23 protein-coding genes are annotated in these 26,537 nt (G+C 44.3%); 12 read left to right on the top strand and 11 right to left on the bottom strand.

What is annotated here, in order from left to right; all coding sequences use genetic code 11:
- Positions 1-693: an electron transport complex subunit E gene (locus tag IW644_RS01145; protein ID WP_179982766.1), complete on the top strand. Its 693-nt coding sequence runs from the start codon at positions 1-3 to the stop codon at positions 691-693.
- Positions 694-815: 122 nt separating this feature from the next.
- Complete coding sequence (locus IW644_RS01140; RefSeq protein WP_269916072.1) at positions 816-1,538, top strand: endonuclease III domain-containing protein; 723 nt, start codon at positions 816-818, stop codon at positions 1,536-1,538.
- Between the two features lie 68 nt (positions 1,539-1,606).
- Here IW644_RS01140 and IW644_RS01135 read toward each other — a convergent pair whose 3' ends face one another.
- Positions 1,607-2,413, bottom strand: a complete 807-nt coding sequence (locus IW644_RS01135) for a hypothetical protein (protein WP_269916071.1) — start codon at positions 2,411-2,413, stop codon at positions 1,607-1,609.
- 197 nt (positions 2,414-2,610) lie between these two features.
- Between IW644_RS01135 and IW644_RS01130 the strand changes: the two genes are divergently transcribed.
- The gene (locus IW644_RS01130; protein ID WP_269916070.1) at positions 2,611-4,026 is read left to right on the top strand and encodes a M20/M25/M40 family metallo-hydrolase; all 1,416 of its coding nucleotides are present in this window, start codon (positions 2,611-2,613) and stop codon (positions 4,024-4,026) included.
- A 224-nt stretch (positions 4,027-4,250) separates the two neighbouring features.
- Here the strand turns inward: IW644_RS01130 and IW644_RS01125 are convergent, their stop codons facing one another.
- Together IW644_RS01125 and cspE are read right to left on the bottom strand one after the other, a co-directional pair.
- Positions 4,251-4,430 carry a hypothetical protein gene (locus IW644_RS01125; protein ID WP_179982763.1) on the bottom strand — a complete coding sequence of 60 codons (180 nt, stop codon included), beginning with the start codon at positions 4,428-4,430 and terminating at the stop codon, positions 4,251-4,253.
- A gap of 164 nt (positions 4,431-4,594) precedes the next feature.
- On the bottom strand, positions 4,595-4,807 hold the full coding sequence (gene cspE, locus IW644_RS01120) for a transcription antiterminator/RNA stability regulator CspE (RefSeq protein WP_025254517.1): 213 nt from the start codon (positions 4,805-4,807) through the stop codon (positions 4,595-4,597).
- A 329-nt stretch (positions 4,808-5,136) separates the two neighbouring features.
- On the opposite strand from cspE, the gene IW644_RS01115 reads away from it, so the two are divergent.
- The 3 genes from IW644_RS01115 (at position 5,137) to glpQ (ending at position 7,763) form a co-directional block, all read left to right on the top strand.
- Positions 5,137-5,847: an SDR family oxidoreductase gene (locus IW644_RS01115; protein WP_269916069.1), complete on the top strand. Its 711-nt coding sequence runs from the start codon at positions 5,137-5,139 to the stop codon at positions 5,845-5,847.
- A gap of 215 nt (positions 5,848-6,062) precedes the next feature.
- Positions 6,063-6,458 carry a lactoylglutathione lyase gene (gloA, locus tag IW644_RS01110; protein WP_269916068.1) on the top strand — a complete coding sequence of 132 codons (396 nt, stop codon included), beginning with the start codon at positions 6,063-6,065 and terminating at the stop codon, positions 6,456-6,458.
- 72 nt (positions 6,459-6,530) lie between these two features.
- Positions 6,531-7,763: a glycerophosphodiester phosphodiesterase gene (glpQ, locus tag IW644_RS01105; RefSeq protein WP_269916067.1), complete on the top strand. Its 1,233-nt coding sequence runs from the start codon at positions 6,531-6,533 to the stop codon at positions 7,761-7,763.
- A gap of 37 nt (positions 7,764-7,800) precedes the next feature.
- Here the strand turns inward: glpQ and IW644_RS01100 are convergent, their stop codons facing one another.
- A complete protein-coding gene (locus IW644_RS01100) occupies positions 7,801-8,673 on the bottom strand; it encodes a flagellar protein MotY (protein ID WP_269916066.1) in 873 nt (290 codons plus the stop codon).
- A gap of 338 nt (positions 8,674-9,011) precedes the next feature.
- Between IW644_RS01100 and rnt the strand changes: the two genes are divergently transcribed.
- Positions 9,012-9,647, top strand: a complete 636-nt coding sequence (gene rnt, locus IW644_RS01095) for a ribonuclease T (protein WP_179982759.1) — start codon at positions 9,012-9,014, stop codon at positions 9,645-9,647.
- A 76-nt stretch (positions 9,648-9,723) separates the two neighbouring features.
- On the opposite strand, the gene IW644_RS01090 is transcribed toward rnt, so the two are convergent.
- Positions 9,724-10,329: a peroxiredoxin gene (locus IW644_RS01090; RefSeq protein WP_118489876.1), complete on the bottom strand. Its 606-nt coding sequence runs from the start codon at positions 10,327-10,329 to the stop codon at positions 9,724-9,726.
- Positions 10,330-10,625: 296 nt separating this feature from the next.
- On the opposite strand from IW644_RS01090, the gene IW644_RS01085 reads away from it, so the two are divergent.
- Positions 10,626-10,820 (top strand): (2Fe-2S)-binding protein, encoded by a 195-nt coding sequence (locus tag IW644_RS01085; RefSeq protein WP_269916065.1) that lies wholly within the window; start codon positions 10,626-10,628, stop codon positions 10,818-10,820.
- A 141-nt stretch (positions 10,821-10,961) separates the two neighbouring features.
- On the opposite strand, the gene IW644_RS01080 is transcribed toward IW644_RS01085, so the two are convergent.
- The 5 genes from IW644_RS01080 to IW644_RS01060 all read right to left on the bottom strand — a co-directional run bounded on the left by IW644_RS01080 (position 10,962) and on the right by IW644_RS01060 (position 19,154).
- Positions 10,962-14,033, bottom strand: coding sequence for a TonB-dependent receptor (locus IW644_RS01080; RefSeq protein WP_269916064.1), 3,072 nt, complete (start codon positions 14,031-14,033; stop codon positions 10,962-10,964).
- A 100-nt stretch (positions 14,034-14,133) separates the two neighbouring features.
- A complete protein-coding gene (locus IW644_RS01075; RefSeq protein ID WP_269916063.1) occupies positions 14,134-15,189 on the bottom strand; it encodes a FecR family protein in 1,056 nt (351 codons plus the stop codon).
- A 1-nt stretch (position 15,190) separates the two neighbouring features.
- Entirely contained in the window at positions 15,191-15,748 is a 558-nt protein-coding gene (locus IW644_RS01070) for an RNA polymerase sigma factor (protein ID WP_409049197.1), read from the bottom strand.
- A gap of 165 nt (positions 15,749-15,913) precedes the next feature.
- Positions 15,914-18,469, bottom strand: a complete 2,556-nt coding sequence (locus tag IW644_RS01065) for a TonB-dependent receptor plug domain-containing protein (RefSeq protein ID WP_269916061.1) — start codon at positions 18,467-18,469, stop codon at positions 15,914-15,916.
- 334 nt (positions 18,470-18,803) lie between these two features.
- A complete protein-coding gene (locus tag IW644_RS01060) occupies positions 18,804-19,154 on the bottom strand; it encodes a Grx4 family monothiol glutaredoxin (protein WP_136780857.1) in 351 nt (116 codons plus the stop codon).
- A 349-nt stretch (positions 19,155-19,503) separates the two neighbouring features.
- On the opposite strand from IW644_RS01060, the gene sodB reads away from it, so the two are divergent.
- The 4 genes from sodB to IW644_RS01040 all read left to right on the top strand — a co-directional run bounded on the left by sodB (position 19,504) and on the right by IW644_RS01040 (position 25,189).
- On the top strand, positions 19,504-20,085 hold the full coding sequence (gene sodB, locus IW644_RS01055) for a superoxide dismutase [Fe] (RefSeq protein ID WP_025254504.1): 582 nt from the start codon (positions 19,504-19,506) through the stop codon (positions 20,083-20,085).
- Between the two features lie 243 nt (positions 20,086-20,328).
- Complete coding sequence (locus IW644_RS01050; protein ID WP_269916060.1) at positions 20,329-22,251, top strand: PrkA family serine protein kinase; 1,923 nt, start codon at positions 20,329-20,331, stop codon at positions 22,249-22,251.
- Positions 22,252-22,353: 102 nt separating this feature from the next.
- Positions 22,354-23,640, top strand: coding sequence for a YeaH/YhbH family protein (locus tag IW644_RS01045; protein WP_269916059.1), 1,287 nt, complete (start codon positions 22,354-22,356; stop codon positions 23,638-23,640).
- A gap of 1 nt (position 23,641) precedes the next feature.
- Positions 23,642-25,189, top strand: coding sequence for a SpoVR family protein (locus IW644_RS01040; RefSeq protein WP_269916058.1), 1,548 nt, complete (start codon positions 23,642-23,644; stop codon positions 25,187-25,189).
- A 28-nt stretch (positions 25,190-25,217) separates the two neighbouring features.
- Here the strand turns inward: IW644_RS01040 and IW644_RS01035 are convergent, their stop codons facing one another.
- Complete coding sequence (locus tag IW644_RS01035; RefSeq protein ID WP_442864409.1) at positions 25,218-26,435, bottom strand: MFS transporter; 1,218 nt, start codon at positions 26,433-26,435, stop codon at positions 25,218-25,220.
- Positions 26,436-26,537 lie beyond the last annotated feature (102 nt).

Genomic DNA, 26,537 nt, shown 5'->3' with positions numbered 1-26,537 from the left:
GTGACTGACTTTCGCGACCTGTCCTTGCAAGGACTTTGGAAGAACAACCCTGCGCTAGTACAGCTGTTGGGATTGTGCCCCCTACTAGCCGTTACTGCTACCTTCATTAATGGTTTAGGACTTGGCCTTGCTACCATGTTGGTTTTAATTGGCAGTAACATTACCGTTTCACTCGTTCGAAATGTGGTAAGAAACGAGATCCGTATCCCTGTTTTCGTTATGATTATTGCAGCATTTGTAACCATTGTTCAGCTTCTAATGAATGCCTATACCTACGACCTTTACCTCGCGTTAGGTATTTTCATTCCACTGATTGTAACTAACTGCGCCATTATAGGGCGCGCCGAGGCCTTTGCATCGAAAAACGGGCCCCTTGCGTCCGCGTACGATGGGTTCATGATGGGCTTAGGATTTACCGCTGTGTTGGTTGTACTAGGCGGCATGCGAGAAATATTGGGTGCGGGTACGTTATTAGCGGGTGCAGATAGGCTATTTGGCCCCATTGCTGCGAACTGGACTATTACACTGTTCAACACAGAAAACCCATTTCTACTTGCGATATTACCGCCGGGTGCGTTTTTAGGCATGGGACTTCTTATTGCTATTAAAAATAGCATAGATGCCAAGTTAGCCGCTAAGCAAACATCGCCTGCGGTGAAAGCTGAGCGCGTGCGCGTCACTGCAGAGAGTTAAATCATACTGCAATTATTAGCGTAGCTTGACGGAGTAGGTGTAAACTTCAGCAGATGGCGCAAACGTTTTAACTTAAAAAATTTACACCTTGTTTAGCGACCATATTAAAAAAGTATATAGAAATGAATGATGTAGTTAAGCCGGCAAAGCCGCTTTCTAAGCAGGAAAAAGTAAAAGAAATAATGCGAATTTTGGATGACCTTTATCCAGAAATTCCTATCTTTCTAGATCACAAAGACCCATATACGTTACTGATTGCAGTTCTATTATCGGCACAATGTACCGACGAGCGCGTTAATCAAATTACGCCAAAGCTGTTCGCTCGCGCAGATAACCCCTACGATATGGTGTTGATGAGTATTGAAGAAATACAAGACATTATCCGCCCTTGTGGATTATCGCCTATGAAGTCGAAAGGCATTTGGCATTTGTCCGATATGATCATTAAACAACACAATGGTGAAGTCCCAGCAAACTTTGAAGCGCTGGAGGCCATGCCTGCTGTTGGCCACAAAACAGCCGCGGTGGTTATGTCTCAAGGCTTTGGCATTCCTGCTTTCCCGGTAGATACACATATTCACCGTTTAATGTACCGCTGGGGTTTATCGAACGGAAAAAGCGTAGAGCAAACAGAACGCGATGCAAAACGCCTGTTCCCTAGAGAAAGATGGAACGACTTGCATCTACAGATTATCTTGTACGGCAGAGAATACTGCCCTGCTCGCGGTTTTGATTTAAATAAGTGCACTATTACCCGTGAATTTGGAAGAAAGAGCTTTATAAACGAAGTGCTGAAAGAACAAGAGAAAAAACAAAAATTGGCGCTTAAGAAGAAGCGTAAATAGAACTTAAGGCAATCTTCTGCGATTCAAGTAAGGAGTCTATAGACTCCTTGTTCATATATCGGATAACGCTAATCTTGAGGGCTAAATTGGCGAAAAGCATAAGCTCTTGATGAAGCCTCTGTAGCTATGACAATACCATTTCTCTCAATAATTGAGTTTTGATATTCAAAGGGAAATACACCATAAGCGAGAAGCCCTTTATATTCGAAATCTTCAAAGCAGGTTTCCGCTTTAATCGTAATATCGAAAAGTGAATTGATCCCGCTAATTTGCTCGACAGAGCCTGAGTATACGCAACCATTGGTATCTGAACCGCTGATCACCCCTTCGCTATCGATAGCAAACGAACGAGTGTAGGCGCCATCAGACCAAGAACTTGCATAATTGCCAGCAATATCGATAAGTGAAACATCCTCGCTAGCGCTGACCTTGTTGGCAGAGAAATCAAGTGTGAGACCCGATACTGTCGCTGAGCCTTCTAAACTGTCACCATTCACTGTGAGCTGCATTGTGCCATGCTTAGTCATGCCTTCTCCTGGATACAGCATGGTATCGTCAGAAGTAAAGGTATCTTCGCTTATGTCGCCGTGAGCAATAAGCGTGTCTCGCGAGGCCTGCGAAAATACAATAGTCTTACCCTCAGAGGAGACCGCAATAACAACCTCTTCTTGCCCATCTTCAACTGTTGAAGTTTGCCCAAACCATACGCCTAGTACTGAATTTGGCCTTACTACACTGTCATTATCATTTGAGCTACCGCCACAACCAACAAGCAAAAACGCACAAAGCAGTGAACCGAAACAAGCCTTATTGTTGATAATACTTGAGAAGGCTAATGTTCTATTTTTGAAATAAGTATAGAGAGGTATTTTCATATTTACTTTCCTTGTTATTTTTTCCTTTTTAAAAGGTAACATTAATTTTCACAACCAAGTAGACCTGCTTTGCGATTAACTTACGACTTCGGCTTGTGGTTTACCTCGAAAGCACATCTTAATTTGGCTATGATAAGCTCGTCATATTTTTGCTCACGCAAATAAACAAAAATATAAAAATAATCCACGGAGAACACATGTCCCGATTGAATAATATCGCTAGGAATCTAGCGTTTGGTGCATTAGTAAGTGCATGCAGTTTCGGTGTTTTTGCTGAAACTTCACCCATTACAGACGAGCAAAAGAAAAATGCGGAAACGCTAATTCAAAAAGCGCTGAAAAGTGACTTAGGCTATAGCATCGTAGAATCACTAACTACAGAGATAGGCCCACGCCTTGGCGGTTCGGAAGCTGAAAAGCGAGCCAGAGACTGGGGCGTTAAGGTAGGAGAGCGCCTCGGATTTGATAAAGTGAGTATTGAAGAGTTTACCATGCCCTTCTGGGACAGGGGTCATTTACATATTTCACTTACTGCGCCTTATGCCCAACCGCTTTATGGCACAGCGCTAGGTGGAGCGGCTCCTTCAGAGAGCGAGATAAACGCTGACATCGTGTATTTCAGAGATATTCACGCACTAACCGCAGTTAAGGACGGCGCGCTTAAAGGCAAAATTGCGTTTGTCGATGGCGATGCCATGGTAAAAAGTCAAACGGGTGCGGGCTATGGCCAAGCGAATCAACGTCGCCGTATTGGTTGGCAACATGCGCAGCGCGGTGGCGCTGAAGCGCTAGTTGTACGTTCGGTAGGCTCAGACTCTCATCGCTTCCCTCACTCTGGCATGATGAGCTCAGACGGCGATGAGTGGGCCGATATTCCGGTTGTTGCTATTTCGAACCCCGACGCTGATCATTTACGACGCCTACACAATTTAGGCAAGCCACTGTCGTTATCGCTTCATTCTGAGTCAAAGTGGAAAGGCGAAGTAAGCAGCGGCAACGTAATTCTAGATTTAGTCGGTAGTGAAAAGCCTGAAGAGATTGTGCTCATTGGTGGTCACTTAGATAGCTGGGACTTAGGCACCGGCGCTGTTGATGACGGTGCGGGCGTTGCTATTACCACAGCCGCAGCCGCATTAATTGCATCACTGCCTGAACGCCCTAAGCGCACCATTCGTGTAGTTATGTTTGGCGCTGAAGAAGTGGGCTTATTAGGCGCGTTTGCTTATGCAAAACAGCATGAAAAGAACCTTGCTAACCACGTTCTTGCTACTGAGTCTGATTTTGGCGCACAAACAATTTGGCAACTTGTGTCAAATGTGAACCCTGAAGCAACAGTACTGGTAGATGAAATCGCAAAGATCTTGTCACCTCTGGGTATAATTCGCGGTGGCTCAGACGTTGCCGGTGGTGGCCCCGACATTATACCGCTAGCAGCGAAAGGCGTACCGACTATCCGGTTGAACCAGAACGGTCGAGATTATTTCGATCTTCATCACACGCCTGATGACACATTAGACAAAATTAACCCTGATGAACTGGCTCAAAACATTGCAGCTTATGCAGCAAGCATATATCTGTTAGCAGATTCAGACGTCGACTTAAAAGCCAAATAATAGTCGCAGGTTATTTCTATAATGACATTGGTTAGTACACACCCGTACTAGCCAATGCTTCTCTTGCAACAGCACGCCTTTATTTACAGCGCTTTATTCATACCACGCAGTTGCAATACTGAAAACGCAATACCTATAATCTTTTGGCTTTAATGCCGTGAGTTATGCCAATCCGAATAGATAATTACCCACTCAAAAAGCACTGGCAAATGTAGTGAGCTTAATTAGCTCTTTTGAATAAGCTGAGCAATGAATCGTTTTGCTTCTTGTCTTGATGATAGCTGAACATGTCGGTAGGTATTCGCATGTTTGAAGGCAACAGCTGTTTTATTTATGGAGATATTTGAAATTAACGCACCTGGAATAAGGCTGTTAATGGTAGAGATAGAGTTTTGAAATTGCATATTAGATACTTCTTTATTGATATAGTTTGTTTTGAATTCCTCGCAGGTTGGGTTAAGAAATCTAAAAACGAAAATTAGGCTCTTTTCACATTTTTTGTGTAAAAGAGCCCATCTTTGCGGGTTACTTCAGATAAAAGAAATAACCCTAAGCTGGCTTACAGGTCTTAAAGAACTGTTACGTTAGCAGCTTGTGGGCCTTTTTGGCCTTGTTCAACTTCAAAGCTAACCGCTTGACCTTCAGCAAGAGTCTTGAAGCCGTCAGAAGTGATTGAACGGAAGTGTACGAATACGTCTTTGCCACCAGCTTCAGGAGTAATGAAACCGAAACCTTTTTCTTCGTTAAACCACTTAACTGTACCGTTTACAGAATTAGACATAATAATAACCTTTTAAAAAAATTGATGTAATGGTGGAAGCCACCGAATAGCAATAGACATAACTAAGCTAGTAAAGCAGTTGTATATCTATCTAGCACTTCAATTTGAAGGTATAAAGAAAGGTACAGCGCAGTATTAGGTAAAGCATAAAACATATCTAGAGCGAGCGAGACAGTACAGGTAATTACTCGCCATGTCCAATTATTTCGGGATTATTTTTTAAGCATTGCAATGCGACCTTATCATTTGGGCCCACAATGAATACGTATGTTTGTATAACGCCAATACCAGCTAAGTTAATCTTATTCTTTTTTCGCTAGGTTTTAATTATGACAGATATGTATTTGTTATCGGGTAAAACCGCCATTGTGACAGGTGGCGGCAAGGGGCTGGGTAAAACTATAACTCACTTTCTATTAGAAGCAGGAATGAAAGTAGCTATCTGCGGACGCACTGAGGAAACGATAACCAAGACAGTTAAACAGTTAGATGCGCTATTCCCCGGTAAAGTCATTGGGGCAAAATGTGATGTATCAAAAAGTGATGAAGTCGCAAGTTTCGTAAAAGAAGTTAAAAATACATTTGGCGAACTTCACGTTCTTATTAATAACAGTGGTTTTGGTAAAGAAACGCTCATCTGGGAAACCAGAGAAGACGATTGGGACGAAGTGATGGATACCAATGTAAAAGGTTCCTTCCTTATGTGTAAGCAAGTAGTGCCCCATATGATTGAAAATCGAGAAGGTTACATTATCAATATTGCCTCTCAGGCGGCACTAAATGGATATGCCAATGCGGGCGTTTACTGCGCGTCGAAATTCGCATTGGTGGGGCTTGGGAAAGCTCTTCAAGAGGAAGTGCGACCTTATGGCATTCATGTTCATTCACTCAACCCTGCGCTAATTCAGTCACAGAAAACAGGATCTGAGAAGATAGACAAGGGTCTGATTCAAAACGAAGACTTAGGCGAAATGGTGGTCTACCTGTTAAGCCAGCCTCGTCGACTTAAAATTGATAATATCGGCATGTGGGGTTTTTAATACGTTTAAGTGGAATTGTAAAACTGTCTTAAAGCGTTAACATTTCCTCATTATCATAGCGTGTCGTTTGCGTTTACCAACGAAAGTACTCTGCGGGGCTTTGTCTGGATGGAGCTCTGTGTAGCCAGAGTTCGGATACATGTGGCAACTGCAAACGCGCACTTACAATGCAGTGTACCATCGGGTAATTCTGATGGTTCAAATAGGAAATAGTTATGCGAATGCTTCACACCATGCTTCGAGTTGAAAACTTAGAGGCGTCACTTCACTTCTACACCTCATTGATGGGCATGCGCCTTCTCCGACAATCAGAAAACAAAGAGTATGAGTACACCCTCGCTTTTGTAGGATACGGAGAAGAGACCGATAGCACTGTGTTAGAGCTTACCTATAACTGGGGTGACAACACCTATGATAAGGGTAACGCGTACGGCCACATCGCCATTGAAGTAGACGACATCTATCAGTTTTGTGAAAACTTAGAAGCAAATGGCGCTGAGGTGTACCGTAAACCCGGCCCAGTAAAAGGTGGCTCTACCGTCATCGCTTTTGTACGCGATCCAGATGGGTATACCATAGAACTCATTCAAAATAAGTCTATTTCACTATAGCAGCACGACGTCGCCAATATCTTCTAAGCGCTCGTAACATAAGCTTTCTGTGAAATGTAAGGCATAAATAAGATGGCGATAAATGTAAACACATGGAGTGGCAGTCACATGCTAGGTAACCGCTTATTATTTTCTTTAAACCGGGTAAGCAAGGGTATAGCGGGTTCGTCGAACCAGCTTAAGCTGAGGTTAAAGGGCAATGCTAGTTTGCGCAATAGATACACAACTAGATTGGCATCGTTACTACCTGCTTTGGTAGTGCTTTTTACAGGTGCCCTTGCCTCTGAGAGTGCGTTTGCAGCTGAAGCTACGAATAGTAAAACCTCGCACGCTGAAGCAGAACATACCACTAGTGAAAAACTGCATTTTACCGTCATCGCCCATCGCGGTGCTTCTGGCTATTTGCCGGAACACACGCTTGAAGCAGCCACGCTAGCGTTCTCGCTGCGTCCTGACTTTATAGAGCAGGATGTTGTTATAACCAAAGATGACATCCCCGTTGTATTGCACGACATTCACTTAGAGACAGTCACTAATGTAGAAGATATTTTTCCAGCACGTCACCGAGAGGACGGACGCTATTACGCCCGTGACTTCACTCTCGAAGAGCTTCGAGCATTGCGGGTACATGAGCGTGCTAACAGTGACGGGATGCAAGTATTTAAAAGTAGGTACCGCGGCACCCAGGCTAATTTTAAAGTGGCCACGTTAAGTGAACACTTTGAACTAATCAGCGAACTTAACCGCCAATTCGGCACATCTGTAGGCGTATACCCAGAAGTAAAGTCCCCTGCCTTTCACATTACTGAAGGTATTGATGCCAGTAAGCTGGTTATCGACACATTAAAAAACTACGGGTTTGCGGGAGAAAACGGCAATAGCTACCTGCAGTGCTTTGACTTCAATGAGATCAAACGCATTCGTGAAACCCTTGGCTATAAGGGCAAAGTAGTTATGCTGATTGGCGAGAACGATTGGGGAGAGAGCGACACCGACTACGAATGGCTGCGTACACAAGAAGGCATGAAGCAAGTTGCGAAGTATGCGAACGGCATAGGCCCTTGGTTAGGCCATTTAATGGATACTCAGGCAATGGCTAAAGGGAAAGTAGAAGCAGCTAGTTGGGTTAAGTACGCTCACGATAACGAACTTACCATTCATCCCTACACTTATCGTCAGGATGCGCTTGCAGCAGGCATGTCTGGAAAACAAATTTTAGGTGCATTGCACAAGGTAGTGCGAGCTGATGGCGTTTTCACCGACCATTTAGTGCCTGTATTAACCTGGCGAGACAAAACAAATTAACGCAAGTTAAACGGGTTTAAGGCGCTTGAGCAAGCGCCTACGACTTGGATAGTCGTACCACTACGCGTCTGTTTTGCGCACGGCTTTCCCGCGTATCGTTTGGCGCGATATGGCGTTTTTCACCATGGCCTGTTAGCTGGATCCTATCTTCAGGTACACCTAGCGTAGTTAGATAGCTTTTTACTTCATTGGCCCGTCGAATAGACAACTGTTCGTTGTTGTAACGGCCACCGTAGCTGTCCGTATAACCATCGAGAAGCACAAGCTCCAATTCGCTGTCTTCTTTTAAATATTCGCCAATCATAGTTAAACGCTTTTGCGAATACTTAGTAAGCTCTGTGCTGTTGTTCTGATAAGACAACACTGTGTAGGCGATGTCATCAAAACTAAAGGGAAGCAAGTTCGACACGCACTTAACAAAGTCGCGATACACGCCTGAGAAGTTGCTTGCGTTTAATGCCACACTCACTTGGTCATATTTGTTATACCAGTCTTGATAGTAAATCGTGGGCCAAAAGCCTTTCTCTAACTCAGACAACATAGTCCATGCTGCATCTTGTGGCAGGTCGCCATTGTATTGCTTTCGAATAGACATATCCGCGATGGTCTTTGGCGCTACACCGGGCATCCATTTTGGCGGAACAGAGTAGACCGCAGCCACATCAAACTTGTTTGGCAGCATATACATGTCTAATTCAAATTCCATGTTTAGCTGCTTCGACGCGGAACTCGTAAACATGGCTTCGCCGTAACCAGGCAATTCGTGGTTAAGCGTACACTGCAGGCGCGTGTCCGTATCAATACGCCAGTTGGAACTTTCAATGGTTGCAGAATATTGCCGCATGGCAGCATGGGACGACAGCGACCCCACCATCCCCAATAAAGCGATATATTTTAATTTCAACACCATTTCGACACCATAACGAAAGTCAGACTAACACGGGCGTAGGCCTTTCATACGCCCACCAACCTTTAAGAACCATAAATTGTAACCATTCGCTTTAAGCCGCAAATAGAGAGTTTTGAAAAATCATGGTTAATATGATTATCGTCCAAAGTGTAGAAAAGTTTAGCGTTTAATACCATTAGCGTTTCGTACTACTAGTGCTTCTCATCTTCGCGGTTTTCAAATTGAAACTGGCAACTCGAAGATATCCTTGCGATAATTCTGTTTTCCATAAGTTTCGCAGGTAGGTGCGCATGTAAGCGGCCAACCAGTTTCTGCAATCTAGTCTTACAAGAGTGTTTATGTCTGCCAACCCGCCCCTTCTTTCCCAGCGCTTTCGAGGTTATTTTCCCGTTGTCATCGACGTTGAAACGGCCGGATTTAATGCAGGCACTGACGCCTTATTAGAGTTAGCAGCGGTTACGGTGAAAATGGATGAAGACGGAGTACTGCATCCTGACCAAACCTTTCACTATCATATAGATCCGTTCGAGGGCGCTAACCTTGAGCCTGCGGCATTAGAGTTCAATGGCATTGATCCGAATTGCGCACTACGAGGTGCTATTGAGGAAAGCGAAGCCATGAAGGATTTATGTAAAGGTATTCGCAAAGCACAGAAGAATGCAGACTGTCAGCGTTCTGTTATCGTCGCTCATAACGCAACGTTTGACCAAAGCTTCGTTAACGCTGCTATTGAGCGCTGCAATATAAAGCGCACGCCCTTTCATCCATTTGTTTCCTTCGATACCACCAGCCTAGCAGGCCTTGCTCTTGGTCAAACTGTGCTGGTAAAAGCATGCCGAGCGGCGGGTATATCGTTTGACCAAAATGAAGCGCATAGCGCCCTTTACGATGCACAGAAAACCACCGAGCTATTTTGCTATATGGTAAATCGTTATAAAGCGTTAGGTGGCTGGCCAGTAGAAAATCAAGAGTAGTTTTTGTTCGATAAACGCCATAAATAAAAACAGCGCCCAAAGGCGCTGTTTCTTTATTATCTTTAAACTGGTTAGCTTATAGCTTATCTGCTTCTTCAGATAGGTATTTAGCTACACCTTCAGGTGATGCGTCCATACCTGATTTACCTTCAGTCCAACCTGCTGGGCAAACTTCGCCATGCTCTTCGTGGAACGCTAGAGCGTCGACCATGCGAAGCATTTCGTCAACGTTACGACCAAGTGGAAGATCGTTTACTACTTGGTGACGAACCATACCTTCGGCATCGATTAGGAATGAACCGCGGAAAGCAACACCATCTTCTGGGTGCTCAACATCGTACGCTTGGCAGATGTCGTGTTTTACGTCAGCAACAAGAGTGTACTTAACTGGACCAATACCACCTTGATTTACTGGGGTATTTCTCCACGCATTGTGTGAAAACTGAGAGTCGATTGAAACACCAATTACTTCAACACCGCGCTTTTTAAACTCGTCAAAACGCTTGTCGAAAGCGATAAGCTCTGACGGGCATACAAAAGTAAAATCTAGCGGATAGAAGAATACAACCGCTTTTTTGCCCTTAATTGCTTCGCTTAGTGTGAAAGAATCTACGATTTCACCGCTACCAAGTACCGCTGCAGCAGTAAAATCAGGCGCAGGACGGCCAACTAATACACTCATGAGTCTCTCCATTTATATTTGGATTGTAATAATAGAAGTGATTACATTGCGTAACCACTTTGATGGGAAATTTCCTTCTCAGAAAATAGGTACGAATATGGAAATAACAATATTAAACAATGAGTTTTTTTACTGCTCGTACCAATAATGATAGTCCGCATAAATAGTTATCCAGATATTGCCCAGTCATTACCCAGTATTTACCAAATTGCGGTTTATTAAATCTGCCATTATCTGCTTGCCAAAACGAAGAATAACAATTATTATCATTTACAGATTCATTTGGAGTACGTTTAATGTTTGTTTGCATGTGCTATGGGGTAACAGATAAAAGCATTAGCGCGGCGGTTGAAGAAAACGGCGTGGGCAATGTGCGTGAGTTACGCCAACATTTAGAGCTAGGCTCACAGTGCGGTAAGTGCATCAACATGGCGCAACAAATTATCGATCAAACCATCATTGATGAGTCGCTTTTCAAAGACGTCGGCTAATATTAAAGTCCAAGGCTAAATAGCACAGCCTTATTGCCAAACACGCTTGCCCTATCTATTTAAACTAAAGCTTTATGCATATTGGAAAGCTCAGTTTAGCTCTTTCACCTTTTCCCAAATTAGCTCCGTCAATACTATTAGCTATTTAAAGCTGTATTCAACACCTGCATAGTAAAACGCGCCATTAATGCCGCCCGGAGATGTTGGTGGATAAAGCGCTCCCACTTCCCCTTTAAACGGGTTTTCATCTGGCAATGCATCAAATATATTTTGCGCACCAAAAGTAAGCTGAATATCAGGCAGAACGTTCCAAGCAAGTTGAGCGTCGAAAGTGGTTAGCGCACTGCCGTAAATATCTAGACCTGCCGAAGCATCAAGATGGTCCTCATAAAACTTACCGTAGTAATTTAAACGCCATGTCATTGCCCATTTATTTTTTGATTGCTCTAACGTAATGCTCCCTCTATGTGCCGGAAGATTGTCTTCTAGCATACGTATTCGAGCCTCGGTTAAGTTAGGCAGAAGCGTTATTTCCCCATCGCTTAACACCGGGTACAGAGAGACACGCTCCACTTGCGTGTCTGTCCAGTTATAGGCAACTAACACTGAGTTTGACCAGTCACCTAATGCGAAATTGTAGTTAACAACTAAATCGATACCCTGAGTTTTAGTATCAAAATCATTAGTAAAATACTTAGCTGAATTATATCTAGCCGCATCGGGGCGCCCTTGCGCAATAAGCGCATTAACGTCATTGTCGGTTAAAGGAATGGCCGATGTGGTACTGATACGATCGATAAGGCGAATATTAAAATAGTCGAGCGTAGCAAAGAAATTTTCACTTGCTTGCATAACTACGCCCAAGCTAAAGTTCACAGATTCTTCCGGCTTCAGCGGCGTGGCGCCAAGCTGCTTCGAGATAAGGTCGGTTGGAGGCAAGGTTGCTTGGTCTTCTAAACCGTTAACACCATAAGCAGTGGTCACGTTTATAACGTTGCTTTGCCCCACCGTCGGTGCCTTAAAGCCCGTATTGACAGAACCTCGCAGAGCAAACTCTTCGCTAAGTGTGTAGCGCGTACTTAGCTTTCCATCGAAAGTTGGCCCGAAATCACTGAAATGCTCGGCCCTCGTTGCTAGACCAAGCTGCCACGCTTCTGTTACGTAAAACTCCACATCAGCATACGCTGCCCAGTTGCTGCGACTCCAGTGACCAGCGGACTGAGGCTGATAACCGGGAAAACCGTTAGAGCCTATTGAGAAGCCTTCACTTAAGCCTACCGGTGGCTCTAAAGCGAAAGGACCAGCAATATACGAGGCTTCATCTCCCGCTTTCTGGAAATAGGTTTCTTTTCGCCATTCAACCCCAGCAGCAATGCTCACGGGGTCGTCAAATATGGTTTGGATTAGTTTCGTAAAGTCTAGGTTAAGCGTGCGCTCAACTTGCGATACCCCACCTGGCGAAAAGGTCGTTGGGCTTTGCGGGCCAAGCGAAGGATTGACCGTATTTGATATGGTGTACTCAATATCGCTATAGCCCAAGGTGGCACTGATATCCATCGCCCACCCCTTAGGCAATTCATGCTTTATACCCATTGCAACAGATGCATCGGTAATCGTTCCACCGAACCGAGGAGTAAAACCACCAGGGAACCACTCATTGAAGGCAAAGCAGTTTGCTCCAAGTGCTGTCGTGTTATCTGCGATAAGTTGGTAGTCGGGGTCTTCTAGCACATTGTCATTCGATAAAGAGATTGAAGGGCATGCTATGCCGCTGTTTAGTCCATCTAAATCGGCAACGATAAGACGGCTTTCGCCGGTATTTGGATCCGTTCGACTAAAAACACCTTCACGAGTTTGCGGGTTTCGAAAATAAAAACCTCCGTTTATTTCTCTTCTCGCAGCGGTTGCAAAGCTATAAAAATGGGAGGTTGCCGAAAGATCAGCACCAGCATTGAGTGCGAGCTTAATATCCTCGCTAACATCAAGTGCTCCCCAAATTTGAGATGGCGAAGCAATAAAGCTATTTCCTTGGTCGATTAGCATTTGAGCATCGCCTCGCTGCACCGAGCGCGACGTGCCGTTTTGCTGTCGGTATTCCGCCGTAGCGTTCAAAAATCCCGATTCTCCTAACCCAAAGCCTTTATTAAGCTGTATTTGAAACAGTTCGCCATCGCCCTCGCTGTATCCTCCAACTTTAAGCGCAACGCTCCCACCCTCACGGTCATCTTTTAGCACAAAATTGATCACGCCAGCGATAGCATCTGAGCCATACTGGGCAGACGCTCCGTCTCGCAGTACTTCCACTTGTTTTAACGCATAAGCAGGTATAACGGATATATCGGGACCTTGAGCACCATCAGATAACCCGCCGCCTAAAAACGTAATAACCGCTGAGCGATGGCGTCGCTTGCCATTTAACAACAGCAAAGTGTGATCTGACGACATACCTCTTAGGTTAGCGGGTCTCACCAAGCTGCTAGCGTCATTGATCGGCTGGTCGTTCACGTTAAGTGAAGGCACCATAACGCTTAGCATAGAAAGGACGTCGCTATTGCCCTGTGAACTTAGTTTATCTGCTCCAATAACATCAAGAGGAACCGCAGAGTCGACGGCACTTCGAGGTGCGTTACGAGAACCAACGATAGCAATTTTTTCAAGCCCGTTTGCGCCCTCGTCATCTTGCTGTTCATCATCATCAGTCTGTTTACTTTGTGCTGTGAGCGATGCACGGGAACGAATACTCAACGCCCCATTTTCATCTGCTACCACCGCTAATTCAGTGCCCTCAAGTAGCTGAGCTAATGCTTCACTCAAGGTAAAGGTTCCTTTAAGCGCATTGGTCGTTACTTTCTTCGCCAAATCGAAAGGAAATAAAAGCGTAGTGTTCGCTTGTTTAGCTAATTCAGTTAAGGCTTCGTTAGCGTTCTGTGCTGGAATAGAGAAACTAAAAGCATCGGGCGCTGATGCCGGAAGAGTTGTAGAAGGTTGAGAATTTTTTAACGTTGAACCGCCCTGGTCTTGCGCATAAAGCGACGGTGTTATGAATAAGAATAAACATACACTCGAGGCAATATGTAAGGGCGCTGCAAACGCAGAGTTGGAAAAACACGCCGTTGTTTTGTGCGAAACGCAACCAGCCGAACACGCACGGGCATGCAGCTTCTCTATTGCCTTTTTCGTTTGCCTGCTTATCGCTAAATTGCCGTAATGCAAGATATATAATCGGTGTACTTATTATTTTAGTTATATTGTCACATTAAATAAATTGATGCCAATAGGGAATAACTAATAGCACCTACCTATCAAACAATATTTAACTTTTCGCTAGCTTAAGCTCAATACTGGTTTCTGTAACTTTCTCATAAGTTATATTGAAGCTGCTTTCTAGTGCCGACAACAAGCCGTCTATGTCGCCCACTTTGAAATAGCCCGCCACTCTGCGCTTACGTAAACTATTGTCAGAAATGTGAAAACGAACTGGCGTATAACGCCCAATTTCTAGTAGCACGGATTCAAGAGGCTCGCCTTTAAAAACTATCATGCCCTGCTGCCATGCTAAATCATCATCAATCTCATCTTGCGACATACTTTCACGGGTTTCTACTTTGCCCAAAACAGTCGCTTTCTCCCCTGCAAACATTAGCAAACCTTCCTCTGTAACAGGGCGCTTACCAAACAGTGATTCATTTGAAGATGATGCCTTAAAGCGGTCTTTAACTAATACTTTGCCATCGGTAACAACAAGTTCGAATGCGTTGTCGTCAACATACTGCATATTAAACGCGGTACCTACTGCCGTTACAGTATTGTTTCCAGCGGTAACAGAAAATGGACGGGTTTTATCATGAGCCACTTCAAAATGAGCTTCGCCTTTCAAAAGCACAATATTACGTGCACTTGATGTGAAATCTACCGTCACTAAAGAGTTAGTGTTTAGATGAAGCTGCGAACCATCGGATAAGGTTACATTTTTCTGTTCGCCGACACCCGTCTGAACTTTTTGGCTAACAGCTGCAAATTCTGGCGTGCTATTTAACCATGTGCGCTGAACAATGACGCCAATCGCGATTGCCATGACCAAGAAAGTGGCAGCAATACCCCATACAGCATTTTTCGGTAGGGCCCGTTTTTTAGTAGTGTGTCTTGCTGTCGGTTGTGGGAATAAGCCGCTTAATTCATTAAGCACCGACATATCATCCCACAAGCTTGCGGCATCTAATAGAGCTTGGCGATGGGCATTGCTCTCTGCCAGCCATGTGTCTAACTCTACCTTTTCGTCACTTTTTAAACCGCGATCGAGACGGCTCACCCAAAGGCACGCTTGCTCTTGGATATCTTCTTTGCTTGAAAACTGGCGAATATTATTCATGTTAACTACTGCTTATGTCCTGAGTCGCGGTAGCAGTTGCACGGGGAGATGCACTGTCATTTGAAAGCTCTGCTAAATACCTAGAGCACATCATTAAACCTTTGGCGACATGCTTTTCGACGGTGCTTTCGCTTAGCCCCACAAGCTCTGCAATCTCTTTTTGTCGCATGCCATATACTTTTTTAAGTAAAAATACGCGTTTTACATCAGCAGACAGTGTGTCTGTCGCTCGGCAAAAATGAATAAAGCGCTCTTTACTTTCTACATTTTTTTCTAAACTGTGCCCCACGAGTTCGTAAGGCAAAATATCCATGTCGTCTAGCTGCTTGTTTTTGTTTTCTGCTTTTGCAACATGGTTCAGCGCTAAGTTACGCGCTGTCTTGAGCATATATGTCCGCTCATATTGTATTTCTTGTTTTAATTCTGCTTCGTAGCTTTTTATAAAAGCTTCTTGCACGATATCTTCAATGTCGTCGGCGCCAACAATAGAACCTACCGCGCGCATTAACTTCGAGCGGTATTTTAAAAAGGTTTCAGCTACTGTCGACTTTCTTGTCATAATAGTAAAAGTTGTGTGTTTCGAATTGCTTACAATGGCATCAATAATGCCTGTTTCTTCATGACTTTTCACGCAAATGTTCTTCGATATTTAAAATAAAAGGGGAGCTAACGCTCCCCTCCACGTCGAAACATTTGTGAAAGTTGTTTTCGCTAGTACTAGCGATTAAAAAGTGTAAACACCTCTTAGATAATAGAAGCCACCGTTAATACCGATTGGTGAGGTAGTTGGATACAACGAACCTGCGATACCGGCATACTGTGTATTCTCATCTGGGTATTCATCAAAGGCGTTTTTCGCGCCTACTGTTACAGTAAACTCTTCAGTGAAGTTGTAAGCCACTTCTAAGTCCACAGTAAACTCTGAACCTACTTTATCAATAGGCAATGCAGAATCTAAGTGATCTTCAAAGATGCTACCGTAGTAGTTCAAGCGTGCAAGGAAGCGCCAGTCACCGTTGGTGTGATTCGCTGTTGCACTGTAGCGCACTGCCGGAAGGTTATCTTCTAGCATGCGAATACGCTCAGGAGAAATATTCTCTGATGCACGATCTACTTCTGTAGATGTCCAGTTGTAGGCTAGTGAGAATTTAGTTTCACCACCCATCATCTCCATCGAGTAGTTAGCAACTACATCTAGACCTTCAGTTGTCGTATCAAAGTCATTCGTGAAGAAACTAATTTCAGAGAAACTAGATGCATCATTAATGCCTTGCGCTAGTAGCGTCGCAATATCTTCTTCTGTTAACGCAATACCAGACGCTGTACTGATACGGTCTGTCAATTCAATGTTGTAGTAGTCGGCAGTAATGAATAGACCATTTTCAAAGTCTGCTACCACACCAAATGTGATGCTCTCCGACTCTTCTGGCGTTAATTGCTCACCACCTTTAAGCTGTGATACCGGATCCGTTGGCGGTAACGTTGCACGGTCAATTAGCTCACCGCCTGTACCGAACGCTGTGGTTACGTTACGAACGTTACTTTGACCCAGCGTAGGTGCTTTAAAGCCCGTTGAGAACGCACCACGGAACGCAATGTTCTCTAACGCTTGCCAACGGAAAGCAATTTTACCTTTCGTGGTATCGCCAAAATCAGAGAAGTCTTCGTAACGTAGCGCACCGGCTAGCATGAAGTTTTCAGTGATATAGGCTTCTGCATCAATGTAAAGCGCGATGTTGTTGCGGGACACACGACCTTGGCTATCGGCCGCCAAGCCAGGGAAACCATTTGAGCCAATGCCAAAGCCTTGTGTCGCCAGCGGACCTATTTCATAAGAGGCAGTATCACCTGCAACGCTCTCATAACTTTCGTTTCGGTATTGGAAACCAGTCGCTACGAATAGCGGCTCATACAAACCAACATCAAAAGGTTTTGTAAAATCGATATCAAGTGTTTGCTCAGACTGCGTGTAACGGCCTGGGCTAAATGACGTTGGCGTTTCTGGGCCAAGCGACGGGTTGATAGTGTTACTAATAGCAAAATCAACTTCGTTTTGACCAAGGTTTAAACTTACGTCATAGGTAATGTCGTTGTCTAACTCGCCTTTGGTACCAAAGACAAGAGACATGTCTGTTACCGTACCGCCAAAGCGAGGTGTGAAGCCACCAGGAAGCATTTCGTTAAACGCGAAACAATCTGGGTTGTTCGCAACTTCGTCGATGTAGCGTTGATTCGTAAGTACATTTGTACCAGGAGCAATATCATTAGGGCAATTACCTGACATATCGTCCGTTAGGTCTGCCACTAATAGGTTGCCATCTGGATCAGCGTATACTTGACTACGAGTATGTGGATTACGGAAGTAGAAGCCACCTTCTACCTCACGCTCGGCAAAGTTACCAAATATATAAGCTTCTGACGTATCGGAAAGCTCTAGTCCCGCGTTAGCGAAAAGCTTGATGTCATGCTTAATTTCAGGCGAACCCCAAATCTGGGCAGGGTCTGCTACAAAAGTGTTGCCTGCCGCAATAAGCGCCGCTGCATCGTCACGCTGAACGCTTCGAGACGTATCGTCAGCAGTACGGTATTCGGCTGAAAGGTTAAGAAAGCCCTTGTCAGATAATGGTAAACCCACGTTACCCGACAGCTGAATCATGTCGCCATCACCTTCGTAGTAAGAGCCATAGCGGGCTTCAAATGTACCGCCTTCCGACGCATCATTAAGTACGAAGTTAATTACACCGGCAATTGCATCTGAACCATATTGCGCCGCTGCACCGTCACGCAGTACTTCCACCTGCTTAAGTGCCGCTGCTGGAATTACAGAGATGTCAGGACCTTGTGCACCATCTGAAAGGCCGCCACCTAAGAAAGTAATTACTGCAGAACGGTGACGTCGTTTACCGTTAACAAGTACTAGCGTATGGTCTGATGCCATGCCGCGAAGGTTTGCAGGGCGAACTAGCGTTGAAGCATCGTTGATTGGCTGGTCGTTTACGTTAAAAGACGGAACAACAGTTTGCATCATAGATACCATATCTGTGGCACCCTGCTGCTTGAACTCTTCGTCAGAAATAATATCAATTGGAACCGCTGAGTCTGCTACAGAGCGAGGCGCTGCGCGCGAACCAACGACGGCGATTTGTTCATAATCTTCAGCTTTAGCACTCTCTTCTGCTTCTTGCGCATAAACAGGTGCTGTAGCCATTACTGAAAACGCCGCAGAAGCAGCAAGTACGCCGCGCACGTTTTTAGTCAATAAAGACAAGGATGTATTCATGGTGGTTTCCCGGATTTTCTCTAAAACACTTTCAGCGTTATTCACACAATAAAAAAGTGTTTAGAGAGGTTGTTGTTTTATACCTTCAACACTGACTCATTTGCGGCCAGCTGCATGTTTTTATAGAACGCAAGATATTAAAAAACAAACCTTTTTCGACAAAATAAAAATATTTTTTTAGACCATAGAGGATCTTTATTTCTGACCTGTCTATATAGTTTTTACGGGAATAAAAGTGAGAAGTTTTTGGCGGCTTTTAATGAAAAAAGCTGACATAAAGCCAGCTTTTTAATCGATATTTAAAATATCAGAAATCTGCTACAAATCGAAAGATTTACTCTTCTTCTTTGTATTTTTCAGCTGTCTCTTTAATAAGCGGCTGAAGTTCGTTTTGTTGGAACATTTCGATAATAATATCGCAACCACCAACAAGCTCACCTTCTACCCATAGCTGTGGGAATGTAGGCCAGTTTGCGTATTTAGGCAGTTCAGCACGAATATCAGGGTTTTGTAGAATATCTACATAAGCAAATGGTTCGCCACATGACATCAACGCTTGTGATGCTTGTGAAGAAAAGCCACAGCTAGGTAGTTTAGGAGAACCTTTCATATACAACAAAATTGGGTTTTCTTCGATTTGCTGCTTGATTCTATCTAGCGTTGATTGATTTTCAGTATTATCCATTTGATTCCTCTGAGCACAAAAGTGTATTCCCTCTAAGATGGGAATGCATGAATGATTTATCAAGGTAAAGGGTATCATAAAATCCCTTTTATTTACCCATCACTGAATTGATCTTTTAGTAGGCTCCATCGCTATCTACTTGTACATCTACCAACTCTATATTTTCACAAAATAGATTTTGAAAAAAAATTCACAATTTTGTCATTGAGTTATAAGACTTTATCCCCACATTTGGGATATGCTTTAGCGTCTAAAGTGATATAGTCAGCTAAGCGTTGACTGGCACTTATCGAACAGGCGAAGATAAGTGTGCTTTAGACTACAATACTAAACCAACATGGAGACCGTCATGGCTTTTGAACTACCAGCATTACCATACGAACAAAATGCACTAGAACCGCATATTTCTGCTGAAACGCTTGAGTACCACTATGGCAAGCACCACGCTACTTATGTAACTAAGCTTAACGGCCTAGTTGAAGGTACTGACATGGAAAACAAAAGCCTAGAAGAAATCATCAAATCTTCTGAAGGCGGTGTTTTCAATAACGCAGCGCAAGTTTGGAACCACACGTTCTACTGGCACTGCCTTAGCCCGAATGGCGGCGGCGAGCCTACTGGCGCACTAGCCGATGCGATTAACGCAAAATGGGGTTCATTTGCAGACTTCCAAGCAGCGTTTAACGACAAAGCAGTTAACAACTTCGGCTCTAGCTGGACATGGCTAGTTAAAACTGCAGATGGTAGCCTAGATATCGTCAACACTAGCAATGCAGAAACCCCTATTTCTGGCGATGATTTGACACCAGTACTTACTGTTGACCTTTGGGAACACGCTTACTATATCGATTACCGTAACGCGCGCCCTAAGTACCTAGAAAATTTCTGGGCTCTAGTTAACTGGGAATTCGCAAGCAAAAACTTTGCGTAAGCCTTACGTCTTTTTGTAGTACACACGTTGTGCTACACAGCGTTAAGGAATACAAATAAAAAAGCCCCGCTATTTAGCGGGGCTTTTGTTTATGTAAAAAGCTTCATTAAGAGACACTAAATTCTTATAAAAGTTGCATTTTTTATTAGACGAAAAGATTAAAAACTATACACAATAATTACTATCCTTTTCCCAAATACCTACTAAGCTGAAAATACGGGGTTCCGTATTTAAGGGGTATTCATGGGTATTTTTGAACACTATCAAAGTCGCTATGAAGAGCGAAAACAGGAAGAGTTCACCATTGGGGAGTTCCTTGAAATTTGTAAGGAAGATCAAAGTGCTTATGCAAACGCTGCAGAACGTTTGTTACAAGCCATCGGTGAACCAGAACTAATCGACACTGCCAACGACCCGGCGCTAAGCCGCATTTTCTCTAACCGCGTCATTTCTCGTTATCCAGCTTTTTCAGAATTCTATGGCATGGAAGAGGCCATTGAACAAATAGTCTCTTACCTCAAGCATGCCGCACAGGGTCTCGAGGAGAAGAAACAAATTCTTTATTTACTTGGCCCAGTAGGCGGCGGTAAATCGTCACTGGCCGAAAGACTTAAAGAGCTTATGCAGCATGTCCCTATATACATGCTTAAAGGCTCACCAGTAAATGATCATCCATTTTGCCTATTCGACGTCAAAGAAGATGGCGACATATTAGAAAAAGAATATGGCATTCCTAAGCGCTATCTGAAAACAATCATGTCACCATGGGCTCGTAAACGCCTTCATGAGTTCAATGGTGATATTACCCAGTTCAAAGTGGTTCGGGTTTATCCATCAGTGCTTGACCAAGTGGGCATAGCTAAAACCGAACCGGGAGATGAGAACAACCAGGATATTTCGGCTCTTGTGGGTAAGGTAGATATTCGTCGCCTAGAGCAATATGCACAAAATGACCCAGACGCTTACAGCTATTCAGGGTCTCTGTGTAAAGCTAACCAAGGCTTGATGGAATTTGTTGAAATGTTTAAAGCGCCAATTAAGGTGCTACATCCACTATTAACTGCCACCCAAGAAGGCAACTATAATCCAACGGAAGGCTTCTCTGCCCTTCCCTTCGACGGGTTGATACTGGCGCACTCGAACGAATCTGAGTGGCAATCATTTAGAAACAATAAAAACAACGAAGCATTTTTAGACCGTGTTTATATTGTGAAAGTCCCGTACTGCTTAAGAGTAAGCGAAGAAATTCGCATTTATAAAAAATTACTCGATAGCAGTGAGCTTAGTGGCGCTCCCTGTGCACCTGACACTTTGGAGTGCTTAGCGCAGTTTACTGTGCTATCTCGTTTAAAAGAGCCTGAAAACTCCAGTATGTTTTCGAAAATGCGGGTCTATGACGGAGAAAGCTTAAAAGACACCGACCCGAAAGCGAAGTCTTATCAGGAATACAGAGATTACGCCGGTGTCGACGAAGGCATGGAGGGTTTATCCACCCGCTTTGCCTTTAAGATCCTTTCACGCGTGTTTAATTTCGATCACCAAGAAGTGGCAGCGAATCCAGTTCATTTATTCTACGTATTGGAGCGTCAGATTGAGCGGGAACAGTTTCCTCAAGAAACCGCTGATAAGTATTTGGAGTTTCTGAAAGGCTACCTGATCCCCCGCTACGTGGAGTTCATAGGCAAAGAAATTCAAACCGCTTATCTAGAGTCATATTCTGAATACGGGCAGAACCTGTTCGACCGCTATGTGACCTATGCTGATTTTTGGATCCAAGACCAGGAGTATCGCGACCCAGAAACCGGGCAGCTGTTTGACAGAGCATCGCTTAATGCTGAGCTGGAGAAAACAGAAAAGCCCGCTGGGATAAGCAATCCTAAAGATTTCCGCAACGAAATCGTTAACTTTGTTTTGCGTGCCCGTGCGAATAACGGCGGCAAAAACCCAGCGTGGACAAGTTATGAAAAACTTCGCACCGTCATTGAGAAGAAGATGTTCTCTAACACGGAAGATTTACTGCCCGTTATTTCTTTTAACACCAAAGGCTCGGCAGAAGAGCAGAAAAAGCACGACGACTTTGTAAATCGTATGACCGAAAAAGGCTATACGCAAAAACAAGTTCGCTTGCTTTGTGAATGGTACCTACGCGTACGAAAAGCGTCATAGCCTTAAGGCTAGAAGCTTCTAGAACGTATAAGGTACTAAAGCGTGCGCTAAGCGCGCTTTAGTACCGGTACTTGTGGTTCACAACAACTCAAGCAGGTGTGTATGGCGCATTTCATAGACCGAAGGTTAAACAGTAAAGGCAAGAGTACGGTAAACCGCCAGCGCTTTATCAAGCGTTACAAACAGCAGATAAAGCGTGCTGTATCTGATGCAGTGGGCAAACGCTCTGTTACCGACTTAGATTCTGGCGAGCAAATTAGCATTCCAGCCAGAGATATTTCTGAACCTATTTTTCATACCGGGCGAGGTGGCAGTAGAGATATTGTCCACCCAGGTAACGACCAATTCACCGCAGGAGATAAAATTGACAGACCGCCAGGTGGCGGTGGTAAAGGCGCAGGTGAAGGCGACGCTAGCAATGAAGGTGAAGGGCAAGACGAGTTCGTATTTTCAATATCCAAAGACGAATATTTAGACTTACTATTTGAAGATTTAGCGCTTCCAAATTTAAAGAAAAATCAGTTCGATAAAGTCACCCAATTTGAAACCTACCGCGCGGGCTATCAGACCGACGGCGTACCGAGTAACCTTGATATTGTTCGCTCACTCAAAGGTTCTGTAGCAAGGCGTATTGCCCTAAGCGGAACTGATAGAAAGAAACTCAAAGAACTTGAAGAAAAACTGGTACTGCTTGTAGAAGACAAGCATGACAATACGCTAGCCATTAATGCACTAAAAGAAGAAATAGACGCCCTTAAAGCAAAAATTGCTCGAGTGCCTTTTATCGACACCTTTGATTTGCGCTTTAAAAACTATGACAAGCGTCCCCTTCCCTCAAGTAAAGCCGTGATGTTTTGTTTAATGGATGTGTCTGGCTCTATGGACCAGGCCACTAAAGAAATGGCAAAACGCTTCTATATTTTGCTTTATCTATTTTTAAGTCGTACTTACGAAAACGTAGACGTGGTATACATTCGCCATCACACACAGGCTAAAGAAGTGGACGAGCAGGAGTTTTTCTACTCTCAAGAAACTGGCGGCACCATTGTTTCCAGTGCTTTAAAACTAATGGACGAAGTGGTTCGTGAGCGCTATAGCGACGGAAACTGGAATATCTATGCAGCACAAGCGTCTGACGGCGATAACTGGGCTGACGATTCGCCGCAATGCCGCGATTTGCTTACCACTAAACTGCTGCCGACCACCCGCTATTATGCCTATATCGAAATAACCGAAAGACAGCACCAAAGCTTGTGGCGTGAATACGAAAAAGTTGCCGCCACTCACGACAATTTTGTATGTAAGCACATACAAACCCAGGCCGACATCTATCCTGTGTTCAGAGAGCTATTCAAACGCTCTGAGCAAGATGCGCAGCAAGGAGCCTAATATGACAACCGACGCTATCGCAACAGAAAACAGCAAGGCTAAATCATCAAAACGACATTTGCTAAGCGATGGGCCCGACTGGACATTTCCGCTTATCGAAGAGTATGAGCAACACATCGATCGCATCGCTAAAAAGTTTAAGCTAGACACCTACCCTAATCAAATTGAGGTCATTACCGCCGAGCAAATGATGGATGCCTACGCCAGCATAGGCATGCCGCTCAACTATACCCATTGGAGCTTTGGCAAAAAATTTATTCAAACCGAACAACAATATCGTCGCGGACAAATGGGCTTGGCTTACGAAATTGTTATTAACTCTGACCCTTGCATTGCGTATTTAATGGAAGAGAACACCATTACTATGCAGGCCCTGGTGATGGCCCATGCGTGCTACGGGCACAATTCGTTTTTCAAAGGTAATTACTTATTTAAAACCTGGACTGACGCTAGCTCTATAATCGATTATCTTGTCTTTGCCAAAAACTATATTGCTAAATGCGAACAGAAGTACGGCTATGACGAGGTCGAAAATATGCTCGATTCGTGTCATGCTCTAATGAATTATGGCGTTGACCGATACAAACGCCCGCAGAAAATTTCGCTACAAGAAGAGAAGAACAGACAAGAAGAGCGCGAAGCCTACCTTCAATCACAGGTGAACGAGCTGTGGCGCACCTTACCCGATAGCCCGCACAGCAAACACAAAGAAAAAATTCGCTTTCCCCAAGAGCCACAAGAAAACCTGCTCTATTTTATTGAGAAAAACGCCCCATTACTTGAACCGTGGCAGCGGGAAATTGTGCGTATTGTACGCAAAGTCTCACAGTATTTTTATCCGCAGAAACAAACCCAGGTGATGAACGAAGGTTGGGCTTGTTTCTGGCATTACCATATTCTCAATGAGATGTATGATGAGGGCTTAGTTAGCGACCGCTTTATGATGGAGTTCTTGCACAGTCATTCAAGTGTAGTGATGCAGCCTGAATACAACAGCCCTTATTATTCTGGTATAAACCCGTATGCTCTTGGCTTTTCCATGTTCATGGATATTAAACGGGTATGTCAGTCGCCTACTGAGGAAGACTATAAATATTTGCCCAGTATTGCGGGTAAGGACTGGCTGGAAACCGTGCATTTCGCTATGCAAAATTTTAAAGACGAGAGCTTTATCAGCCAGTTTTTATCACCAAAAGTGATTCGAGATTTTAAATTATTCGCTCTTGAAGATGACACCGCTAAACCCTTTATCGCAGTCAGTGCTATCCACGATGAAAGGGGCTATCAAATTATTAAAGAGAAGCTTTCCGCCCAATACAATTTAAGTAATTTAGAGCCCAACATTCAGGTACATAACGTGGATGTGCGTGGGGACCGGTCATTGACTCTGCGCTATATTCCACAGCGGGGTATACCGCTTGGTGAATCTAAAGATGAAGTCATGCGTCACTTGCACAGACTATGGAAATTCGACGTACGTTTAGAGCAAGACAATGGGGATAGTGGCGTTGAAGTGATATCGGAGTGTAAACGCGCACCGCAGGGATAGGCCTGCGGTACGCCCTCAGAAAAAGGCATTAAGCTGCTTGTGCGCGTTCCATTTCTTTTCGTGAACACAATAGTAATGACAGTGCGCCAATTGCGGCGAACACCGCTGCAGTGACGAAAGTCTCGTAAGCGTTAGTGCCCTGCTGCCATTGCTGCCCCGCCATGTAATTACCCAATGCGCCGCCCAGTCCAAAAGCTACACTAATGTACACTGCTTGCCCTCGGCTGTGATACGCCTTAGGTAAAAACTGGTGGATAAAGTGTACCGATACCGCATGGGTTAACCCAAAGCTTAATGCATGAATAAGCTGGCTTAATACGATCACCATAAAGCTGTCAGCAAATGCCGCCATCACATACCAACGTAGCCCTGTGAGCGCGATACTTACAAACAATAAATTCCACACACCAAATTGACTAATAAGCCTGCGGGCAACCAAAAATATCCCTACTTCGGCAAGTACCCCTAGCGCTATAAAGATGCCGGTCTGCTGTCCGCTGTAATCAAGGTCTCGCATGTAAAGGGCAAAAAAGCCGTAATACGCACCGAAGCTAATTTGCAGACAGGCAGAAGCGAAGATAAAGATAGCAAAAGGTTTTTGCTTAGCGTACTTCCAAATACTGCCCGCCGTAGACGATTCAGGCGCTGCTTCTTTCGGCGCGCGTATAAACAAGGTACTAATAAATAAAAGTGCAAGTACACCAACACTGGCATGCACAGGAGTATCAGTAGAATAAATATCTAGGGCCTTACCCACACCTACCGTTAAACAGATAAATCCAACACTTCCCCATAGCCTTATTTGCCCATAGGTAGCCTTGGTTTTCGCCACTGTGTTCATAGTGATGACTTCAAGCTGAGGCAATACCGCTGTCCAAAACATCATCATAAGGCCGAACGCCAGCGTAAGCCCCCAGAAACTGGTGAAGTAAAAGACAGAACTAAAAGTCAGCACTGTAAGAAAGCAGCCTAAACGCATGACGCCTATAGCGTTTCCTGTTTTATCAGCAACCCCTGCCCACAAGCCAGGACCTAAAATACGCGCTAGGGTAATGACGGCAAAAAGCTCACCAATTTCGGCAGAAGAAAAGCCCCGCCCATCGAGAAATATCCCTAAGTATGGAACAAGTACGCCAAGTTGTCCGAAGTAAAGCCAGTAGGTAACAGCAAGGATAAAGAGCGCAGCTTTGCTACTTTTTGCGCCTGGCTCAGCGCTTTTGGCGTGGTTTATACCATTAGATGACAATTCACATCTCCATATGCAAAAACGCCACTAGCGCAAAACGGGTAGTGGCGAATAGTGAGAACATTTAGCGCAATACACCCTTATTATTGCGCGTTTTACTCC

It is taken from the genome of Alteromonas sp. PRIM-21 (assembly GCF_027563165.1).
Classification (GTDB): Bacteria; Pseudomonadota; Gammaproteobacteria; order Enterobacterales; family Alteromonadaceae; genus Alteromonas; species Alteromonas macleodii_A.
Note: the sequence above shows the minus strand (reverse complement) of the source record. Positions and strands in the feature narration are given on the sequence as shown.